Genomic DNA, 17,097 nt, shown 5'->3' with positions numbered 1-17,097 from the left:
CTTGCCCACCCGTTCCGCCATAATTTCTACTCGCGCCCCTACACGAGGGGCGACGGCCTTTTCTTTGCCGATGCGCAAGCGGCAGAAAACATTTCTACTCGCGCCCCTACACGAGGGGCGACCGGAATTATTTGCGGCCGCTCGATGGTCAATCTTTTATTTCTACTCGCGCCCCTACACGAGGGGCGACTCGGGGAGGGGCTGCGCTCTGCTTGCCCCCCCAATTTCTACTCGCGCCCCTACACGAGGGGCGACAGCAATTTTTCACAAAACCATAAGTTGATTTATATGATAAATTGCTGAAAATTCACATTTTTCAAATTAACACTTTCTGTATACTCCAGCATTCATTTGAAAACTTTAAAGATTACTTTGTTGGGTCTGCACGAACCTCCCGGAAAAATGTGTACGGGAAGGGTTGGCGTTAGAAAATAAGTGCTCCTCCTGCCTCTACACGCGGCCTTTTCCCCATTGTCTCAATCCTTCGTTCGTAGGAGTTGCCCAGTCGGTAAAATCTAACCGAATCCTGTTCTGTATCTATAATTTTTTCCAGCTCATGCTTCAAAACTACCAGTTGAGCTGCGTCGAAAAGCACTTCAAATACAGAATTTTGAACTCGCATTCCATAGCGTTCACAGATTTTAGCAACCTTTCTCAGTCGTTTTTGTCCGGAAGCATTCGTTGTATCTACATCGTAGGTCACGACCAGCATCATATTCTGCTACCTCCACATAAAAGGCGGATATCGATCCAGGTCTCCGCGCAGCACACGAGCAAACAGCATCGACTGTGTATAAGGTATCAAACCGATTGAAATCTTTTCCTTCAGAAACGGGTGCTGGATCGTCTCACGCTTTCTGGCGCGCCACTGCTCGATGACCTTTCTCCGCCCTTTCTCGCTAAGATACACAGCGCCAAAATCAGTAATAAAATCCTGTGTGCGGAACTGATCTTTATTAAACATCGAAATAACCATTCGATCGCATAAAGGAGCGCGCAGTTCCTCCATAATATCCAGCGCAAATGAGGAGCGTCCCGGACGCAGCGTATGCAGATATCCCGCAGCCGGATCAAGCCCTATGGTTTCCATCGAAGAACGAATATCATGTGACAGCAGCGTGTAAACAAATGACAACACCGCATTGACCTCATTCAGCGGAGGCCGCCGGCTTCTTACCTCAAACCGATATCCCTTCGGACTTGATAGTAAATCATCAAAATGAGAAAAATAGATTGATGCAGCTGCGCCCTCTATTCCTCGCATCGAATCAATATCCGTACAGCAATCCAGCTTTTTCGCTATTTCAGTCAGATCAGATGCCGAAGCTAAAATACCTTGTTTAACCGTTTCATCGGAGGCCGCGCGAGCATATCGCATCAGCACAGACTTACTGTTTCGAATCTTACAAAACAGCAAATCGGCAGCAAAAGTTCTCGCAAAATCTGTATCTGCCAAACTTTCGTATTGACGTTTTCGCAGTAATACATTACCGCTGACTGGGCCGCACATACGCCCCTGAAAGAAACCGTTTTCACTGAGAAAGCTGATTGTCACATCATGCTGCGCACAAAACGACAGCAGTGCAGTCGACATTGTGTTCTTCCCGAAGAGAACCACGGAATCCACCTGTGAAATTGGAACTGATGCCTTTTCAGTGCCGCCTATTGCCACGCAGATATTTCCGTTCCGTTCAAACAGATAGCTTTCCGGGGTCGTGATATACAGTGTTTCAAGCAGTTTTTTCATTTCACATCTCTCTCCATTGCCTCTCTGCGAAGCTCGTGACAGTAATTTGAAGCTGACCGCTGCATACCGGGCCGGCAATGCTCTCGAAGAGAGCATGCCCTGCACTTTGCTTCTTTCTCCGCCGGTGGAATTGAAAAGCTGCGGCGGAATAATTCAATTTTATGAATTGTCTCTTTTACAAGATTTCGTAATTCTTCGGTAAATGGAACTGAATAGCGCCGGTGAGATGTGATATAGTAAATCGCCCCCTCCGGAATACTGGTCTGAAACATTTCTTCCAGACACATTGCCTGTGCGCAAAGCTGTATCTCATACTCCCGTTCTGCCCGAATCTCTCCATGTTTATATTCAACAGGATATAGACGCGCAGGGAAATCCAGTGCAGGAATGCGGCAGCCCCGAGCATCTGTCTGCGCCTCGATGCAATCGCATTTTCCTGCAACGCCTAATGTATGCGAAAATACAGGAAACTCATACAGTTTTGCAGTCTCTCCCCGGCGCTCTATCCGTTGCGCATGCACCCGTTCATGCTCAGCACGCCCTTTTGCCGTATCTGCACTTTCTTTCCAGATCTGCTCATTTGTCAGCAGCGCCGCTCGCCTCAGGCAAAATCCGGCATGTGAAAGCCGTGAAAGAGGAATCGGCCCCCAGTCATCATCCATGGCAGAACCAGTCCTCATCTTCAGGCAGCTCATCCCAGATTACAGGAGAAAAAGCATCCGACTTGAATCCGATCTGTACCCCCTGCGGCACTTTGTCCAGTCGGACTGCAGCATCATAATCCCGATAGCTGCGCGGATAAGCAACGGTATCCTTTTTCGAAACCTTGACCAGATCAAACAGCCTGTGTGCAGGTGCGCAGCCCAGCTTAGCCTGACGAACTCTCTGAACCGGGTCAGAATCCGTACCGACGTGCTTGAAAATAATCAGCGGAGAGACAACTTCCATTTCGCCCTTGCTGGCGGAACGGTCGTGCTCATACATATTCATGATCGCCTCAAAAAGGACGTTCAAGTCCTCCTCGTCAAATCCAGTTTCTTCAGCAAGGTTGGCGCTGATAAATCCGCGAACTTCATACAGGCCAAAGGGAATCATCTGTCTGCGTCCCATGGTGCGAAGCTTATCCTCAGGCTGTGCCTCTTCCCACGCAATATATTCCTCTACGGTCGCCCCATCTTTCACCTTGTCTGCAACTGCCATACGAGTAATCGAAATATCCAGCGGCAGCACAGCATCCAGGCTTTTTCCATAGGTAATCTGTACAGGACCGCGGACCTGCCCTGCATTAGGGCCTGTGGACATTACTGCACCGAACGTGCGGACATCATAGAAAAGTTCGCATGCTTTTTTCCGTCCGGCATAAACCGCGTCTTTTGCCTTTGCGCAGTCATCTACGCCGGCAGCTCGTTTTGCCTCTGCAATATGGCGGTTAATGTTGGTTGCCTGCTGAATGATGATATTCATCCCCGGCTCGTCTTTGTGCGCCAGTTCAACGTAATTGCGAATACGACGCTTAGTCGCGCCGTCTGTGATAAAGCCCTGCATAGTCTGCGGATCGATGCGAGGCATATTGCCCATGTCCGGATCACCGTTCGGGTTGGAATTTGTGCACGCTACATAGTACATAAACTCATATCTGTTCTGAATTGCCATGATACATCCTCCTTTTACTGTTCCGCCACTGCTGTTCTTTCCTTCGATGCGGCAACTGCTTCCTTTCTCTCTTTATTGAGCTTTGCTCCCATCTGGTAATAACCCAGCGCAAAATAAGACTGCTGTTCCAGATTCAGCGTTGCAGGTATATGCCTGCCCAGCGCGACAGATACTTCCTGCAGATTCTCCCTGTACCTGTCAGCCAGCCACTTATTCTCCATTTTCTCCAGATGGTAATTGGAATGCCTGCTGAGCTGACCGATGGCCAGTGCCGGCATCTGGATTGCCGAGGCATAGTAGCGCTCCACAATACCAGTATTGACGTCAGGCATCGCTGTTCTCTGTATTGCCGCATAAACAGCCATCAATCCGCCGCAGTGATAAGCCGGGTTGGAAAGATTCAGATTGTATTCTTCCACGATTGATACCTCCTGATGATTCATTCGATTTTTTCGAAGCAGCCAGACCTTCAGCCATTGACAGGCAAGGCTGTCAGGCATGGTACTTTGTATATTGCGGGTTGTCTGCGCGCTCTCATCATCACCTGCCAGCAGCTTTGACCGAATGTAGGTCAGTGCTTTCGACGCAACAGCATCCGGAAGAACGCCACCCGTTAGAATGGCTTGAATAATCGTTGGTGTAATTCCTGACAGTTCCTTCGGCATTCGCTCTAAGGGTCGGCTGTCAGACTTTAGAAATTTGAGCAGATGAATCAGCCGGGCTGCCAGCTTTACCTGCTTGATATTCCCAGTGCCGCTGTAATTGGTCAACGACAGATCCGCATACCACTGATTGATGTTTCGGCGAAGATCGGCGTAATTGCCCCGGTCATATCTGCGGATCATAATACGACTATTGACGCCCGACAGCATGAGAATATGGTACGATACATCATCCAGATCAGGAACAGCATCGCCGGATCTAACACTTTCAGGCGCCTGATCAGCCCTTTTGCGTTCTGCCCGCTCGTTGACTTTCGTCTCTTCTTCCGGCTCATCTTCGGGATCGTCTTCTGCTGTATCATCCCCTAAATCGTCGAGGAGGTTGAATAAATCCTTATCCTTTGGGATTTCACGGTCAAACCAGTGAACGAATTTCATACCCGCAAGAACAGGAGCATCTTTCAACAGTTCATCCAGCGCAGCTTTCACTACGCTGAAAGCCTCCTCAGAGACAGGAGCGTTGGCCGCCTGTTTCTGATTATACGAGCAGAACGCCGGCTTATCGAAGCAGATCAGCGAATCTCCCCTTGGATGTCCGCCAACGACGAAAAGTCCTTGAACCGGTGTCGTCGTAGTCATTGCCTGTGCACGCTCACCGGTAATCAGGCACAGTGCAGAAGGTTTTTCACATTCCTTAGAAAACTGTTTCCGAAAGGATTTCCACCAATCTCGAACCTTTTCGGACTGCAATACCGACTGACCGTTGACCCGAAAGGATACCGTATCTCCCGGCTTGATTTTCATTCTGTCGAGTTCTTCGCGGATTTTTTCCATCGTTTCAGGCGTTTCCAGCGCACGTACACAGACCTTCAGCCGCGGCTCTGCCTCCGATGCACTGCGGAGTGTTTCCAGAAAAAACCGACTCTTGGCTGGCAGTTTGCCATCCTCTGTTGCTGCATCAGGCACAACAATCGAACGTTTCTCAACAAGAATATTACATTTATCTCTGCCCTGCGCAAGGCTTCCAATATCCGGACACAGTACCGATTCCTTATCTCCCAGATAGATGCTGACATGATCATCGTCTTCAGAAAGTGAAATATAAGCCTTAACCGTCTTGCCCGAAAAGCCTGGCGGCTGCGTCAGATTTTGACGCACACCATAGTCATACAGTGCTTTCAGCATGGGCTGCATCCCCCTTCAAAACCGCCGGACTGTCATACGGCGGAACGGAAATAACGCCGTTCTCCATAACTGCATGAAACAACGACATTGGGATTTTGGTCTTTTTTGTGACTTCTATGTCTTCCGGTGTGAAAAGATCGTAAACCATCAAGCCCACATCGATAGACTGCTGGACGGGAGGCCGGATTCCATCACTCTCCTCGAAATAGCAGGTAAACTCTCTCAGTCCCAGCGAGGGCTGAAAAAAGCATTTTCCGCCGCGAATACGGCGCAGAGCCTGCGCATACAGTTGTTTTTCACACCCTGCAAAGGCCGGCCGAGGAATGATAGATGCCGCAATTCGATAGCGCACATCCTGCAGCGCAGTAGTTTGCCGCTGCGTCCGCTCCTCCTCGGTGAAAATCGGCTTTGTGCTGACGGTACATTTCACTTCATTACGCTTAAAACTGATATAACGGATGGGGTTCAGCACTTCAATACGATTGATCTGCCAGCAAAACTCTTTCGGCTTTGAATAAATCGCTGAAAGAATTCCTCTTGCGGCAGACGGAGTCGGAAATGGATAGGTTAATCTTTCAACTTTTGCATATGGCATGGTAAAACATGCAAAGTCTCCCCACACCTCGATAACAATTTCTTTCAAGCACAATTCACCTCCATGATTTGCGTACTCCGCATCGTTTGACGGGCAGAGCAGTCAAATTATGTCATCTATATTTTTCAGGCTCTCCCATCTATTCTATCTGTAAAAATAATAGCACGTTAAGTGTACAATAAAACGTACACTCAACGTGCTATCCTTACCATATGCCGTCAAATTCTTCTCCCTGCGGCAAATGAAGTCCCATCTCCGCAGAATAATATTCTTCATATTGCGGACGGAACAGGTACACGCGGCTGCCCGCCGTCTGCCCATCGAACCGAACTCTGTTTCTGCGGGCAACCGGAATTTCTTCCGCATAGATATCCAGATTTTTGTCAAAGCAGGTCAAAGTAATAGATGCTGCTTCCTTCAGAATTCCGGCATCTGCTCCCTGTTCGCGCAGCTGCTTCGATATACTCTTATACAATTCGCGTTTCTCCGCATAGGGGACAATAATCTGCACACCGGCATTGTCAATCAGCTTATACTGTGCCGCTGTTTGCGCAAAAGACCGGGCATCAATCGCCTCTGTCAATGTTTTCTTGTCTGAACTCCCATCGAACAGCCGCTGATAATACTCCCGAATATTATCCGGATCATGAATAGAAAAAGGCGGCGACATTTCCTGCACGGTAATGGCAGCATTGTTATACCAGTCATCTGGGTATAGCCTGCGGCTATCCTCAGGACAAAATACGATGACTCGTCCCATCTGGTCACGTCCGTTGCGGTTGCACCGTCCGGCCGCCTGAATGATGGCATCCAAAGGCGCCAGAGCGCGATATACCGTTTTGAAGTCCAGATCCACTCCCGCTTCAATGCACTGCGTCGCTACCACACGACAGGGTTTGCCTTCATGCAGCCGTTGACGTATGATTTCAATCTGTCTGCTTCGATGCGCCGGACATAAATCCGTAGTCAGAAAGAACACTGTATTCTCCGGGCAGGATTGATATAGTGCATCTGCAATCTGTCTCGCATGACGACGCAGGTTGACAATAGTACATACGCTGTCCAGCGGAGACATTTCCTCCGCGACTGTCTCCAGCGGTGTTTTTCTGTCAAGCCTCCATTCGATCTCCGTCCGCCGCAGTGCAGCGAACATTTTCTTGTTCTCCGGTATAATCTCACGCGGTGTCCAGTCCAAATCTTTTCGTGCAGCAAAATCCGGCTGTGTTGCTGTAGAAAACACCATTGTCGTATGATACCGACTGCACAGCTCGTTTACCGCGCGGAGCGTGGATGTAGTCAGATTAACCGGAAGGCTCTGCGCTTCATCGAATACAACGACGCTGTCTGCGATATGATGAAGTTTACGGCAGTCAGCAGGACGATCAGAAAACAGCGCTTCGAAAAATCGAACCGATGTGGTAATGATAACCGGCGCACTCCATCTGGCGGCCAGTTCGCGAGCCTCATCCGGCAAATCGCTCTGGCTGTGATCAATCAAAACGTCAGATACAATGTTTTCATAGATTTCAGCATTCTGCTCGGCCAGCGTTAAAAACGGCAGTACAATGATGATGCGCTGTTTTCCATTCCTCAAACAATGACGGAGCGCAAAATGCAGCAATGCCAGCGTTTTTCCCGTACCTGTGGGCGCTGTCAAAGTATAGAGTCCTTCCGGCCCGTCGCCCATTTCCCCGCATTTCTCGAAAACCCGGTCTCGATATATGTTTAACGTCTTATCGGCATTAGAATACCGCTTAATACCATCACGATAGTCATTCAGCCTTTTCAGTAAAGTCCGCGGGTCAAAACAGTTATTCTCCGCATGCGAAAGATATGCGCTGTCATTGTCCAATGCGACGCCGTATAATCTGCATCCACCAGGCAGGAGAAAAGCATGCGGGTATACAGCATAGACTCCAGTTCGCCTTCAGGCGGTTTCGGCAACTTTGGCGGCTTGAAATCAGGGAAGTCTTTCCTGAAAGCTGTATTCGCTGTCAGCAGTTGCTCTTTAGCAGCAATCGCCGGGGCTTTCCCCGCATTTCCGTGGACTGTCTTCTTCGGATCTGCAACAGCATAAAGTTCTCCCTTTATTTCATCATACGCGACCAGGCCATCGTGATGGCCATTGATTGCCTCCGCTATCGGATGGCTGCTGGGTCTTCCCTTGTAGCAGGCTTCTGCGAAACACGCACCTCCCATAGCATGGTCAACGCCCGTTCGGATTCCTTTCAGCACATCCTGAAATGCCTGCGTGTATTTTCCGAAATCATGCAGCTGCCCTATCATTTTTGTAACCTCGCCTAATTTCAGCGGCTCTCCATACATTTGGGCAAATTCTGCAACTCTCTGCAAATGCTCTTTGACCGTTGGCTGATTTCCCTGCGCATTGGGGGATTTTGCATAATATTCCATAGCACTGCCCCATTTCATCGTTATTTCATAAACCCAGTCCTGATAATATAATTTCCAGCCTGTCGAGAAAGTCCATTTTCACGACGCTGCCGCGCAGAACACAGATTGTCGGAAAAACGAAGTTTCCCGACAGTCTCAATTTCATTGTATTCCCGGAGCAATTCATCGTCAAGCTCTTTTGGTGATATGAAGATCTGTGCTTTCTCGATCCATTTCTCTTGTATTTGCGTATTTGTCATGATATACTGATCATGATACAATGAACTTTTGAGGTGTAGCTTATGGACATCTTTACGATACGGCAAAAGCTGCGCTCAACGCGGCTCAGCGATATTCCCTTGCGCGTAACGTTTTACGCGCGCGTTTCGACCGACAGCGACGAGCAGCTCAACTCGCTCGACAACCAGATTGGCTACTATCGCGACTATATCACCCGCAACCCGGCATGGACGTTCATCGACGGCTACATTGACGAGGGTCTTTCCGGCATGACCACGCGCAAGCGCGACAACTTTCAGCGCATGGTGCAGGACGCGAAGGACGACAAATTTGACCTCATCCTCACCAAGGAGATCACCCGTTTCGCCCGCAATACACTCGACAGCATCCGCTACACGCGCGAGCTGCTTTCCGCAGGCGTCGGCGTTTTCTTCCAGAACGACAACATCAACACGTTCGACGAGGACTCCGAGCTGCGCCTCACCATCATGTCCGGCATCGCGCAGGACGAGCTGCGCAAGCTGTCGAGCCGCGTCAGGTTCGGCCACCAGCAGGCGATAAAAAACAATGTTGTCCTCGGCAACAGCCGCATTTTTGGCTATCGAAAGGACAGCAGGCGCCTTGTCATTGACGAAAACGAGGCTCCCATGGTGCGCGAGCTGTTCGAGCTGTACGCTACTGACCATTACAGCATGAAGCAGATCGAAAACATGTTCTGGGAAAAAGGCTACCGCAACCATAACGGCAGAAAAATCGCCCACACGACCATGTCCGGCATGATTTCCAACCCGAAGTACAAGGGCTATTATGTCGGCAACAAGGTCCGCATCGTGGATATGTTCACAAAAAAGCAGAAGTTTCTCCCTCCTGAGGAGTGGGTGATGTTCAAGGATGAGAGCGGGGAAATCGTACCTGCCATCGTATCTGAGGAGCTGTGGGACGCAGCAAACGCTGTCCTCACCCGCCGCAGCAGGGATGTCAAGCGGCGGCAGAACCTTTGCAATCACGACAATCTGCTGACAGGCAAGCTGTACTGCACGCACTGCGGCGCGGCCTACTACCGACGCGATGCCAAAGACCGGAAAGGCAGTGTCAACAGCAAATGGGTCTGTTCGGGCAAGATCAAGAACGGAAAGGACTCCTGTCCTTCCCTGCCGCTGTACGAACAGGAGCTGAGGCCGGTTCTGATGGACGTATTCAAGGAAGCGGACGTCAATGCCGATGAACTGATCGAGCGCTATATCGAAATGTACCGCGCGATCAGTCAGGACGATACCGGTCTTGCGCAGGAGATCGACACGCAGCGTACCAGGCGCGAGCTCGCTGAAAAGAAAAAGAGCAAGCTGCTCGAGTACAACGTCACCGGTCAGATCACGGATGCGGATTTTCTCAAGATGAATCGTCAGTGCGACAATGAGATCGACGAGTGCAATCTCTGTCTCGAAGAATTGGAAGCCGCCCGGACCTCCCGTGCCGACCTCAACGCACACATCGCGGAAATCCGCCGTGTTTTACAGGCCGCCCGCGACGATGCGGTGAACGGGCTCATTAACCGCGATTTTGTGCAAAAATATATCGACCGTATCTTTGTAACGGTCGATAATGATAAAATTCAGCTGCAAATCAAACTTTTCACCAGCGAAAGCACCATGCGGTATCTCGAAAAACTCGAACGTCGTTCGGGACACACGTTCAAGAAGATGATTGAGTCTTACGAGCAGAGCCTCGCAGCCAAGGGCTAAGGCTCCAGAAAATGCAAACAGGCGCTGCTTCCGGGAACACTTCTCGGAGGCAGCGCCGTTTTTTGCTGCTGTTTTTTATTTGTCCAAAAGTCACGCTCGGCATCTGCGCGAACCCTGATTTCCCTTATCCATGATGCAGTATACTCAGGTAATCGTAGGCATCCAGCAGATTGCCGACATGGAAATTCATGACCGCTGTGTCGACTTCGCTGCAATATCCATACTTTTCGAGGTCTTCGGGCACGGCGATACCGTGCTCCTTCAGGCGTGCAAGCATTTTATCGTCCGGAACCGGACTGGAATCCATGTTGCACAGCGCCGCGAGCTCGCCGCCCATTTTATCGAGCAGCTGCTGACAGCCGCGCAGATAAGCAGCTTCCTGCCGCCGCGCAGAAACACGCACGGTATGGTGAAAAAGCGCGACCGGCTGTTTTTCAAAAATACGCAGTTCATCGTCCAGCTTCGCCATTTTGTTGCGCAGCGGCGCAAGATCCGGGTAGCGGTGCGCGATCACACGCGCCTCCAGAAGCGGGAGAAACTGCTTTTGCAGCTCGTGCATCATATCCAGAATTTTCTGCCGGTTGTTATACGGCCGGATCACAATGTTGACCACGAGCGCAACCGCAAGACCGACCATCGTATCTGTGAATCGATGAAAGCCGTAGACCACGGCGTCTCCGCCCGTGTACAGACAGACATCCGCGAACACAATGCTCGCGAGCGGAATGGCAAAATTCAGCCGCAGCGCGATACAGAGTGTGATGACGCAGAGCGTGCCGACTGCCATCCACAGAAAGAACTGCGGCCGCCACGGCAGCCAGAGTACAAAAGCGCATGCGATCAGGTAACCGAGAAATGTACCGGCAACCTGCGTCAGACTTTCCTTCAGCGAGTCGCTCCATGTGCGGCTCATAACCGAAATCGCACCGATCGCCGCAAAAATCGGCAGACTGGAACCTAAAATCTGCGCAACCGCAAGCGCGATCCCGACCGAAAGCGCAGTCTTGACTGCACGCTGACCGATTCGTATTTTTTTGAAAAACTGCATTCTTTTTACCGCCCTTTGCAGGAGAATACGCTCTCCTGTTTTTTTATACAGAAAACAGTATAGCATATCCGAGGGCGGCTTTCCAGTCATTTTATGCCTCGCACAGGAATGCTGACCTCGGTGACGTGCTGTGAAAGATCGTCAGTGAAACCCTGGTCGACCAGCGTGATCTCGCGCGAAAATCCTGCGGTTTCCAGACCATGCGAGCAGATGTGGTGAAATCACGTTTCACAGGGTAAACTCCGTTCGTCTGAGCTGGTTTTGTCTGATCATTCGGGACGGCTGTACCTCCTCCGTATCCCATTATAAGCTCTATAACCGTTATAGAGTCAACTGCAAAAAAACGGCCGGCTGAATAGCGCCGGCCGTCCTGTATCAATCGTTTCTCACGCCCGTGAGATCCTTGACGACCTCGCCGGCAGCGATCAGTCCCGCTGCGGCAGGCACAAAGGCCGTGCTGCCCGGAACCTGACGTCTCTGGGTGCACTTGCGCGCCGTACCCGGCGGACAGATGCAGTTCTGGCGACAGCTGGTCGCCATATCGTCGATCGGCGTCATCGCCTGCTCGCGCGAATAGACCACCTTGAGCTTCCGGATGCCGCGGCGGCGCAGCTCGTAGCGCATAACACGCGCGAGCGGACAGAACGAGGTCTTGTAGATGTCGCTCACCTCGAACGCCGCAGCGTTCAGCTTGTTGCCGGCGCCCATGCAGCTGATGATGGGCGTACCGGCCCTGTTTGCCTGCTCGACCAGCTCGATCTTGCCGGTCACGGTGTCGATCGCGTCGACAACGTAATCATACTGCGTAAAATCGAACTGCGACGCCGTTTCGGGGGTATAAAACATTTTATAGGTATGCACGACTGCGTCCGGATTGATGTCGTGCACGCGCTCCTCGGCTACGTCCACCTTGTACTGACCGACGGTCTTGCGCGTTGCGATGATCTGACGATTGATGTTCGTCAGACATACCTTGTCGTCATCGATGAGGTCGAGCGTGCCGACGCCGCTGCGTGCGAGCGCCTCTACCGTATAGCCGCCGACGCCGCCGATGCCGAATACCGCTACGCGAGCCTTGCTGAGCTTTTCCATGCCCTCATGACCCAGCAGCAGTTCTGTTCTCGAAAACTGGTTTAACACGTCTATCTGCTCCTTATTCTCCATTTTTACATACTGATATAAGTTTACACAGCTTTTCAGAGTATGTCAATAGGATTTCTGCAAATGGCGTACAGAAAAAAGCGCCTGCAACGTTTTCTGCGCGTTGCAGGCACTTGGGGTTGCCCCGGATTATTCTTCGATGCTGCCCATCAGAGTGACCATGACAGCCTTCTGTGCGTGCAGGCGGTTCTCCGCTTCCTCGAAGATCTCGCTTGCGTGCTCCTCGAACACCTTGGTGGTGATCTCCTGCTCGCGGTATGCCGGCAGGCAGTGCTGCACCATGCAGCCCGGCTTCGCGGCGGCGAGCAGCTCGTCATTGACCTGATAGCCCTGGAATGCCTTCATGCGGACTTCCTTCTCCGCCTCCTGACCCATGGATGCCCAGGTGTCAGTGATGACAACGTCTGCATTCTCCGCAGCCTTCATCGGGTCGTCGGTGATAAAGAAGTTCGGGTTCGGCTCTGCGAAGGCCATGACTTCAGCATCCGGACGGTAGTCCACCGGCGTTGCGATAGATACCTTCATGCCGGTCTTGAGACCGCCGACGATCAGAGAATTTGCCATGTTGTTGCCGTCGCCGATGTAGCACATCTTGAGGCCCTCAAGAACAGCGAACTTCTCGCGGATGGTCATCAGGTCCGCCAGAACCTGACACGGATGGCAGAAATCGGTCAGACCATTGATGATCGGAATAGAGCCGTACTCCGCCAGATCCTCGACCTCCTTCTGTGCGTAGGTGCGGATCATGATGCCGTCCAGATAGCGGCTCAGAACGCGCGCGGTATCCTGCACCGGCTCGCCGCGGCCGATCTGAAGGTCACGGTTGGACAGGAACAGCGCCTGACCGCCGAGCTGATACATGCCGGTTTCGAAGGAAACGCGGGTACGGGTGGAGGACTTCTGGAAGATCATGCCGAGGCTCTTGCCCTCCAGATGGCGATGGGAAATATTATGCTTCTGTTCATATTTGAGCTGATCTGCCAGATCGAGCAGGCCGATGATCTCCTCGGTGGAGCAGTCGAGCAGCTTGAGTAAATGCTTCATTGGTAAAACACCTTTCTATAATCCGTTAAGGCCATACCGCGCTTTCATTGTGCGGCGTTTTCTTAAAATACCTTTGCCATGACTGCCAGTGCTTCGTCCATTTCCTCCTTGGAAATGATCAGCGGCGGCAGCAGGCGAACCGCATTCTTGCCGGCGGTGATCGCCAGAACACCGTTTTCGATCAGCTTGTTCGCAAAAGCGGAATGCTTGCCCTCGTCCACGATGATGCCGAGCATCAGACCCATGCCGCGAACGCCATGGATGCTGTCCTTGCCGAGCGCAAGGATGCCGTTCTTCAGATATTCGCCCTTCTCCTTGACCTCATGCAGGAACTTCGGGTCGCCTACATGATCGAGCACTGCATTCGCGGACGCACAGACAAGCGGCGTGCCGCCGAAGGTCGTCGCGTGTGTGCCCGGCGTCAGAACGTTGCAGCAGGTATCTGCCGCGAGCACAGCGCCGATCGGAACGCCGCCGCCGAGACCCTTCGCCATGGTGACAACATCCGGACGGATGCCGTACTGCTGGAACGCAAACAGGCTGCCGGTGCGGCCGATGCCGGTCTGTACCTCGTCGATGATGAGCAGCATATCCTTCTCGCGGCAGAGCGCCTCGACCTGCTTGACGAATTCCTGATCGAGCGGCAGCACGCCGCCCTCGCCCTGTACAAGCTCCATCATGATCGCGCAGGTCATATCGTCGGCCTTGCGGCGAACATCGTCGATGTCGTTCGCGACCGCGTAGTCAAAGCCCTCGGTGAACGGGAAGAAATAGTTATGGAAACGATCCTGGCCGGTCGCCTTGAGCGTGGTTACGGTGCGGCCGTGGAAGGAATTGACGAGCGTTACGATCTTGTAGCGTCCCTCGCCGTACTTGTCGAAAGAATACTTGCGCGCAAGCTTGATCGCACCCTCGTTGGACTCCGCACCCGAGTTAGCGAAGAATACCTTGCCGTTCAGGTGGGTTTTTTCGACGAGCTTCTTCGCGACCTGCACCATCGGTTCCGTGGTAAACAGGTTGGAGGCGTGCATGATCTTGTGCGCCTGCTGGGTGATCGCGTCGATAAGGATCTGGTTGTCGTAGCCCATGCAGTTGACGCCGATGCCGGAGGCAAGGTCGATGTACTTCTTGCCCTCTACGTCCCACAGGGTCGCGCCCTTGCCGTGGTCGAGCGCGATCGGGAAGCGGCCGTAGGTGTTCATTACATATTTATTTTCTTCGTTTTTCAGTTCGTTATATGTCATTGGTTTTCGCCCTTTTCGTGGAAAATCTGCGAAATCAGCATAAATCTACTGATTGCTGTGAATTACTGAAACATCGTGCCTGCGCCGACATCGGAAAGCAGCTCGATGAGGATGGAGTGCTTGACGCGGCCGTCGAGAATGGTCGCGCGCTCAACGCTCTTGCGGACCGCTTCAACGCAGCAGTCCACCTTCGGGATCATGCCGCCCTTGATGACGCCGTCGCGCACGAGCTTGGGCACTTCAGAAACCTTGAGTCGATGCAGCACGCTGTTTTCATCGTTGACGTCGAGCATCAGACCGCGCACGTCGGTCAGCAGGATGAGTTTTTTCGCACCGAGCGCAACGGCAAGCTTGCTCGCTGCGGTATCGGCATTGATGTTGTAGTTGGTCTCGTCGTCGATGCCCTGCGCAACGGTCGAAACGACCGGGATGTAGCCCTGCTGGAGCACGTCGATGACCGGAGCCGGATCAACGTCGACAATATCGCCGACATAGCCGTAATCCGTGCCCGAACGGTCGGTCAGGCGCTTCGCCTGGAACAGACCGCCGTCCATGCCGCCGAGACCGATGCCGCGGCCGCCCGCCTTTTCAAGCAGGGTGACCAGATCCTTGTTGACCTTGCCGCACAGCACCATCTGCACAATGTCCATGGTCTCACGGTCGGTATAGCGCAGACCGTTGACGAATTTGCTTTCCTTGCCGATCCTGGTCAGCATGTCATTGATCTCCGGACCGCCGCCATGCACGATAACGACCTTGACGCCGACCAGATTGAGCAGAACGAGGTCGTGGATGACCGCGTCCTTCAGCTCGTCATTTATCATCGCGTTGCCGCCGTACTTGACGACAACGGTCTGACCATAATATTCCTGGATATACGGAAGAGCCTCGACCAGAATGTTGGCTCTCAGCTCCGCATCCATATTGTCTGTTTTCTGTTCTGTGATGGGAGTATCCATGCTTTTTCGTTCCTTTTTCGGATATGTTTTTATCAGATAGATGCGTACTCACGCAATCTGCTCTGTGTCCCCTGCGCAAGAGAAACCTCGTCTGCATTCGCGCAGCTCGCTCCGCCTCCTGAGCAAGAGAAATCGTGTCAGCCGAGGAAGAAGCGCACGCCGCGTACACATGTACGCAAGCGCGCTGCTGACGAAGGATCACGCGATTTATCGCCGCTCAGGTACGGTAGTCGCCGTTGATCTTGACATAATCATACGTCAGATCGCAGCCCCAGGCCGTAGCAGCGTGCTCACCCTCGTGAACGTCAATCTGAATGGTGACTTCGTTTGCGGTGAGAACCTTCTTTGCAAGCTCCTCATCGAAATTCAGCGCTGCGCCCTTCTCGCAGACAGCAACCGAGCCGTTTTCGGACTCGAACGCTACATCAACGTACTCCGGGCGGAACGGCGCCTTGGAGTAGCCCATTGCGCACAGGACGCGGCCCCAGTTCGCGTCCGCACCGAACATGGCAGCCTTGACAAGATTCGAGCCGACAACCGCCTTTGCCAGACGCTCGGCGGTCTCCTCGCTGCGCGAATTCTTGACCGTGCAGGTCACGAGCTTGGTCGCGCCCTCGCCGTCCGCTGCGATCTGACGCGCCAGACGGGTATTGATCTCGTTCAGCGCCTTGCAGAACGCCTGATAATCCTCGTTCTGCCAGTCGATCAGTTCATTGCCTGCCAGACCATTCGCCAGAACGACGCACATATCATTGGTCGAGGTATCGCCGTCAACCGTTACACGGTTGTAGGTCTTTTTCACGTTCTCCTGAAGTGCATCAGTCAGCATTTCGTGAGAGATCGCGCAGTCAGTCGTGATGAAGGACAGCATGGTGCCCATGTTCGGGTGAATCATGCCGCTGCCCTTGCAGATGCCGCCGATACGGCAGGTCTTGCCGCCGACCGTGAACTCGACCGCCGCCGTCTTGGTGCGGGTATCGGTGGTCATGATTGCACGGTTTGCCTGTTCCGAAGCGTCGTCCGAAAGAACGATTTCGGACAGATGCTTCTCGATGCACTCAATATTGATACGCTGGCCGATAACGCCGGTGGACGCTACCGCAACATCCTCCTCGTCCACGCCGAGGAAGTCTGCCGCAGCCTTCGCCATGCGGCGCGCGTTCTCCATGCCGTCCGGGGCGCAGGCATTTGCATTGCCGGAGTTTGCAACGATCGCACGAGCCACGCCGTTTTCCAGATGCTCCATGGTAACATAGACCGGAGCCGCCTTTACGCGGTTCATCGTGTAGGTCGCCGCAGCGTTGCACTCGCATTCGCTGAAAATGATCGCGGTATCGTCGTTCGTGCGGCTCGCCTTGATGCCGCAGCGCACACTGCCCGCCTTGAAACCCTTTGCGGCGCAAACGCCGCCGTCAATGATCTTCAT

The 17,097-nt window shown here is 52.6% G+C and carries 16 protein-coding genes and 1 CRISPR repeat array (1 of these 17 cut by a window edge); of the genes, 1 reads left to right on the top strand and 15 read right to left on the bottom strand.

Annotated elements, in window-relative coordinates; all coding sequences use genetic code 11:
* A CRISPR array of direct repeats spans positions 1 to 255; the repeat unit is 32 nt; unit sequence ATTTCTACTCGCGCCCCTACACGAGGGGCGAC; it reaches 446 nt to the left of the window's first position.
* A 169-nt stretch (positions 256 to 424) separates the two neighbouring features.
* The 9 genes from cas2 to H8S02_RS05225 all read right to left on the bottom strand — a co-directional run bounded on the left by cas2 (position 425) and on the right by H8S02_RS05225 (position 8,493).
* Positions 425 to 715, bottom strand: a complete 291-nt coding sequence (cas2, locus tag H8S02_RS05265) for a CRISPR-associated endonuclease Cas2 (RefSeq protein ID WP_186969632.1) — start codon at positions 713 to 715, stop codon at positions 425 to 427.
* A 6-nt stretch (positions 716 to 721) separates the two neighbouring features.
* Positions 722 to 1,747, bottom strand: coding sequence for a type I-C CRISPR-associated endonuclease Cas1c (gene cas1c / locus H8S02_RS05260; protein ID WP_186969631.1), 1,026 nt, complete (start codon positions 1,745 to 1,747; stop codon positions 722 to 724).
* Positions 1,744 to 2,409, bottom strand: coding sequence for a CRISPR-associated protein Cas4 (cas4, locus tag H8S02_RS05255; protein WP_186969630.1), 666 nt, complete (start codon positions 2,407 to 2,409; stop codon positions 1,744 to 1,746). The genes cas1c and cas4 overlap by 4 nt, the downstream gene beginning before the upstream one ends.
* Positions 2,402 to 3,400 (bottom strand): type I-C CRISPR-associated protein Cas7/Csd2, encoded by a 999-nt coding sequence (gene cas7c, locus H8S02_RS05250; RefSeq protein ID WP_186969629.1) that lies wholly within the window; start codon positions 3,398 to 3,400, stop codon positions 2,402 to 2,404. Before cas7c ends, cas4 begins: the two co-directional genes overlap by 8 nt.
* 14 nt (positions 3,401 to 3,414) lie before the next feature.
* Positions 3,415 to 5,247: a type I-C CRISPR-associated protein Cas8c/Csd1 gene (gene cas8c, locus H8S02_RS05245; RefSeq protein ID WP_186969628.1), complete on the bottom strand. Its 1,833-nt coding sequence runs from the start codon at positions 5,245 to 5,247 to the stop codon at positions 3,415 to 3,417.
* Positions 5,228 to 5,890, bottom strand: a complete 663-nt coding sequence (cas5c, locus tag H8S02_RS05240) for a type I-C CRISPR-associated protein Cas5c (RefSeq protein WP_207722072.1) — start codon at positions 5,888 to 5,890, stop codon at positions 5,228 to 5,230. Before cas5c ends, cas8c begins: the two co-directional genes overlap by 20 nt.
* Before the next feature lie 157 nt (positions 5,891 to 6,047).
* Positions 6,048 to 7,529, bottom strand: coding sequence for a CRISPR-associated helicase Cas3' (gene cas3, locus H8S02_RS05235; protein WP_186969626.1), 1,482 nt, complete (start codon positions 7,527 to 7,529; stop codon positions 6,048 to 6,050).
* A gap of 98 nt (positions 7,530 to 7,627) precedes the next feature.
* The gene (locus H8S02_RS05230) at positions 7,628 to 8,254 is read right to left on the bottom strand and encodes a CRISPR-associated endonuclease Cas3'' (protein ID WP_186969625.1); all 627 of its coding nucleotides are present in this window, start codon (positions 8,252 to 8,254) and stop codon (positions 7,628 to 7,630) included.
* A gap of 20 nt (positions 8,255 to 8,274) precedes the next feature.
* Positions 8,275 to 8,493 carry a hypothetical protein gene (locus H8S02_RS05225; protein ID WP_186969624.1) on the bottom strand — a complete coding sequence of 73 codons (219 nt, stop codon included), beginning with the start codon at positions 8,491 to 8,493 and terminating at the stop codon, positions 8,275 to 8,277.
* 42 nt (positions 8,494 to 8,535) lie between these two features.
* Between H8S02_RS05225 and H8S02_RS05220 the strand changes: the two genes are divergently transcribed.
* On the top strand, positions 8,536 to 10,215 hold the full coding sequence (locus H8S02_RS05220) for a recombinase family protein (protein WP_186969623.1): 1,680 nt from the start codon (positions 8,536 to 8,538) through the stop codon (positions 10,213 to 10,215).
* Between the two features lie 124 nt (positions 10,216 to 10,339).
* On the opposite strand, the gene H8S02_RS05215 is transcribed toward H8S02_RS05220, so the two are convergent.
* The 6 genes from H8S02_RS05215 to argJ form a co-directional block, all read right to left on the bottom strand.
* Entirely contained in the window at positions 10,340 to 11,263 is a 924-nt protein-coding gene (locus H8S02_RS05215; protein ID WP_186969622.1) for an FUSC family protein, read from the bottom strand.
* A 375-nt stretch (positions 11,264 to 11,638) separates the two neighbouring features.
* A complete protein-coding gene (locus H8S02_RS05210; protein WP_186969621.1) occupies positions 11,639 to 12,403 on the bottom strand; it encodes a tRNA threonylcarbamoyladenosine dehydratase in 765 nt (254 codons plus the stop codon).
* 150 nt (positions 12,404 to 12,553) lie between these two features.
* Entirely contained in the window at positions 12,554 to 13,468 is a 915-nt protein-coding gene (gene argF / locus H8S02_RS05205) for an ornithine carbamoyltransferase (RefSeq protein WP_186969620.1), read from the bottom strand.
* 62 nt (positions 13,469 to 13,530) lie between these two features.
* Positions 13,531 to 14,712, bottom strand: coding sequence for an aspartate aminotransferase family protein (locus H8S02_RS05200; protein WP_186969619.1), 1,182 nt, complete (start codon positions 14,710 to 14,712; stop codon positions 13,531 to 13,533).
* A gap of 62 nt (positions 14,713 to 14,774) precedes the next feature.
* Positions 14,775 to 15,671: an acetylglutamate kinase gene (gene argB / locus H8S02_RS05195; RefSeq protein WP_243166420.1), complete on the bottom strand. Its 897-nt coding sequence runs from the start codon at positions 15,669 to 15,671 to the stop codon at positions 14,775 to 14,777.
* 217 nt (positions 15,672 to 15,888) lie between these two features.
* Complete coding sequence (gene argJ / locus H8S02_RS05190) at positions 15,889 to 17,097, bottom strand: bifunctional ornithine acetyltransferase/N-acetylglutamate synthase (RefSeq protein WP_186969618.1); 1,209 nt, start codon at positions 17,095 to 17,097, stop codon at positions 15,889 to 15,891.

It is taken from the genome of Agathobaculum hominis, assembly GCF_014288055.1.
GTDB lineage: Bacteria > Bacillota > Clostridia > Oscillospirales > Butyricicoccaceae > Agathobaculum > Agathobaculum hominis.
The sequence above is the reverse complement of the archived record's forward strand: the minus strand, read 5'-3'. Positions and strand labels throughout refer to the sequence as shown.

What these genes read in the sequence shown, in the direction of transcription:
- cas2 (WP_186969632.1), bottom strand. Translation starts at nt 715, where the DNA reads ATGATGCTGGTCGTGACCTACGATGTAGATACAACGAATGCTTCCGGA.
- cas1c (WP_186969631.1), bottom strand. Translation starts at nt 1,747, where the DNA reads ATGAAAAAACTGCTTGAAACACTGTATATCACGACCCCGGAAAGCTAT.
- cas4 (WP_186969630.1), bottom strand. Translation starts at nt 2,409, where the DNA reads ATGGATGATGACTGGGGGCCGATTCCTCTTTCACGGCTTTCACATGCC.
- cas7c (WP_186969629.1), bottom strand. Translation starts at nt 3,400, where the DNA reads ATGGCAATTCAGAACAGATATGAGTTTATGTACTATGTAGCGTGCACA.
- cas8c (WP_186969628.1), bottom strand. Translation starts at nt 5,247, where the DNA reads ATGCTGAAAGCACTGTATGACTATGGTGTGCGTCAAAATCTGACGCAG.
- cas3 (WP_186969626.1), bottom strand. Translation starts at nt 7,529, where the DNA reads ATGGGCGACGGGCCGGAAGGACTCTATACTTTGACAGCGCCCACAGGT.
- H8S02_RS05230 (WP_186969625.1), bottom strand. Translation starts at nt 8,254, where the DNA reads ATGGAATATTATGCAAAATCCCCCAATGCGCAGGGAAATCAGCCAACG.
- H8S02_RS05225 (WP_186969624.1), bottom strand. Translation starts at nt 8,493, where the DNA reads ATGACAAATACGCAAATACAAGAGAAATGGATCGAGAAAGCACAGATC.
- H8S02_RS05220 (WP_186969623.1), top strand. Translation starts at nt 8,536, where the DNA reads ATGGACATCTTTACGATACGGCAAAAGCTGCGCTCAACGCGGCTCAGC.
- H8S02_RS05215 (WP_186969622.1), bottom strand. Translation starts at nt 11,263, where the DNA reads ATGCAGTTTTTCAAAAAAATACGAATCGGTCAGCGTGCAGTCAAGACT.
- argF (WP_186969620.1), bottom strand. Translation starts at nt 13,468, where the DNA reads ATGAAGCATTTACTCAAGCTGCTCGACTGCTCCACCGAGGAGATCATC.
- H8S02_RS05200 (WP_186969619.1), bottom strand. Translation starts at nt 14,712, where the DNA reads ATGACATATAACGAACTGAAAAACGAAGAAAATAAATATGTAATGAAC.
- argB (WP_243166420.1), bottom strand. Translation starts at nt 15,671, where the DNA reads ATGGATACTCCCATCACAGAACAGAAAACAGACAATATGGATGCGGAG.
- argJ (WP_186969618.1), bottom strand. Translation starts at nt 17,097, where the DNA reads ATGAAGATCATTGACGGCGGCGTTTGCGCCGCAAAGGGTTTCAAGGCG.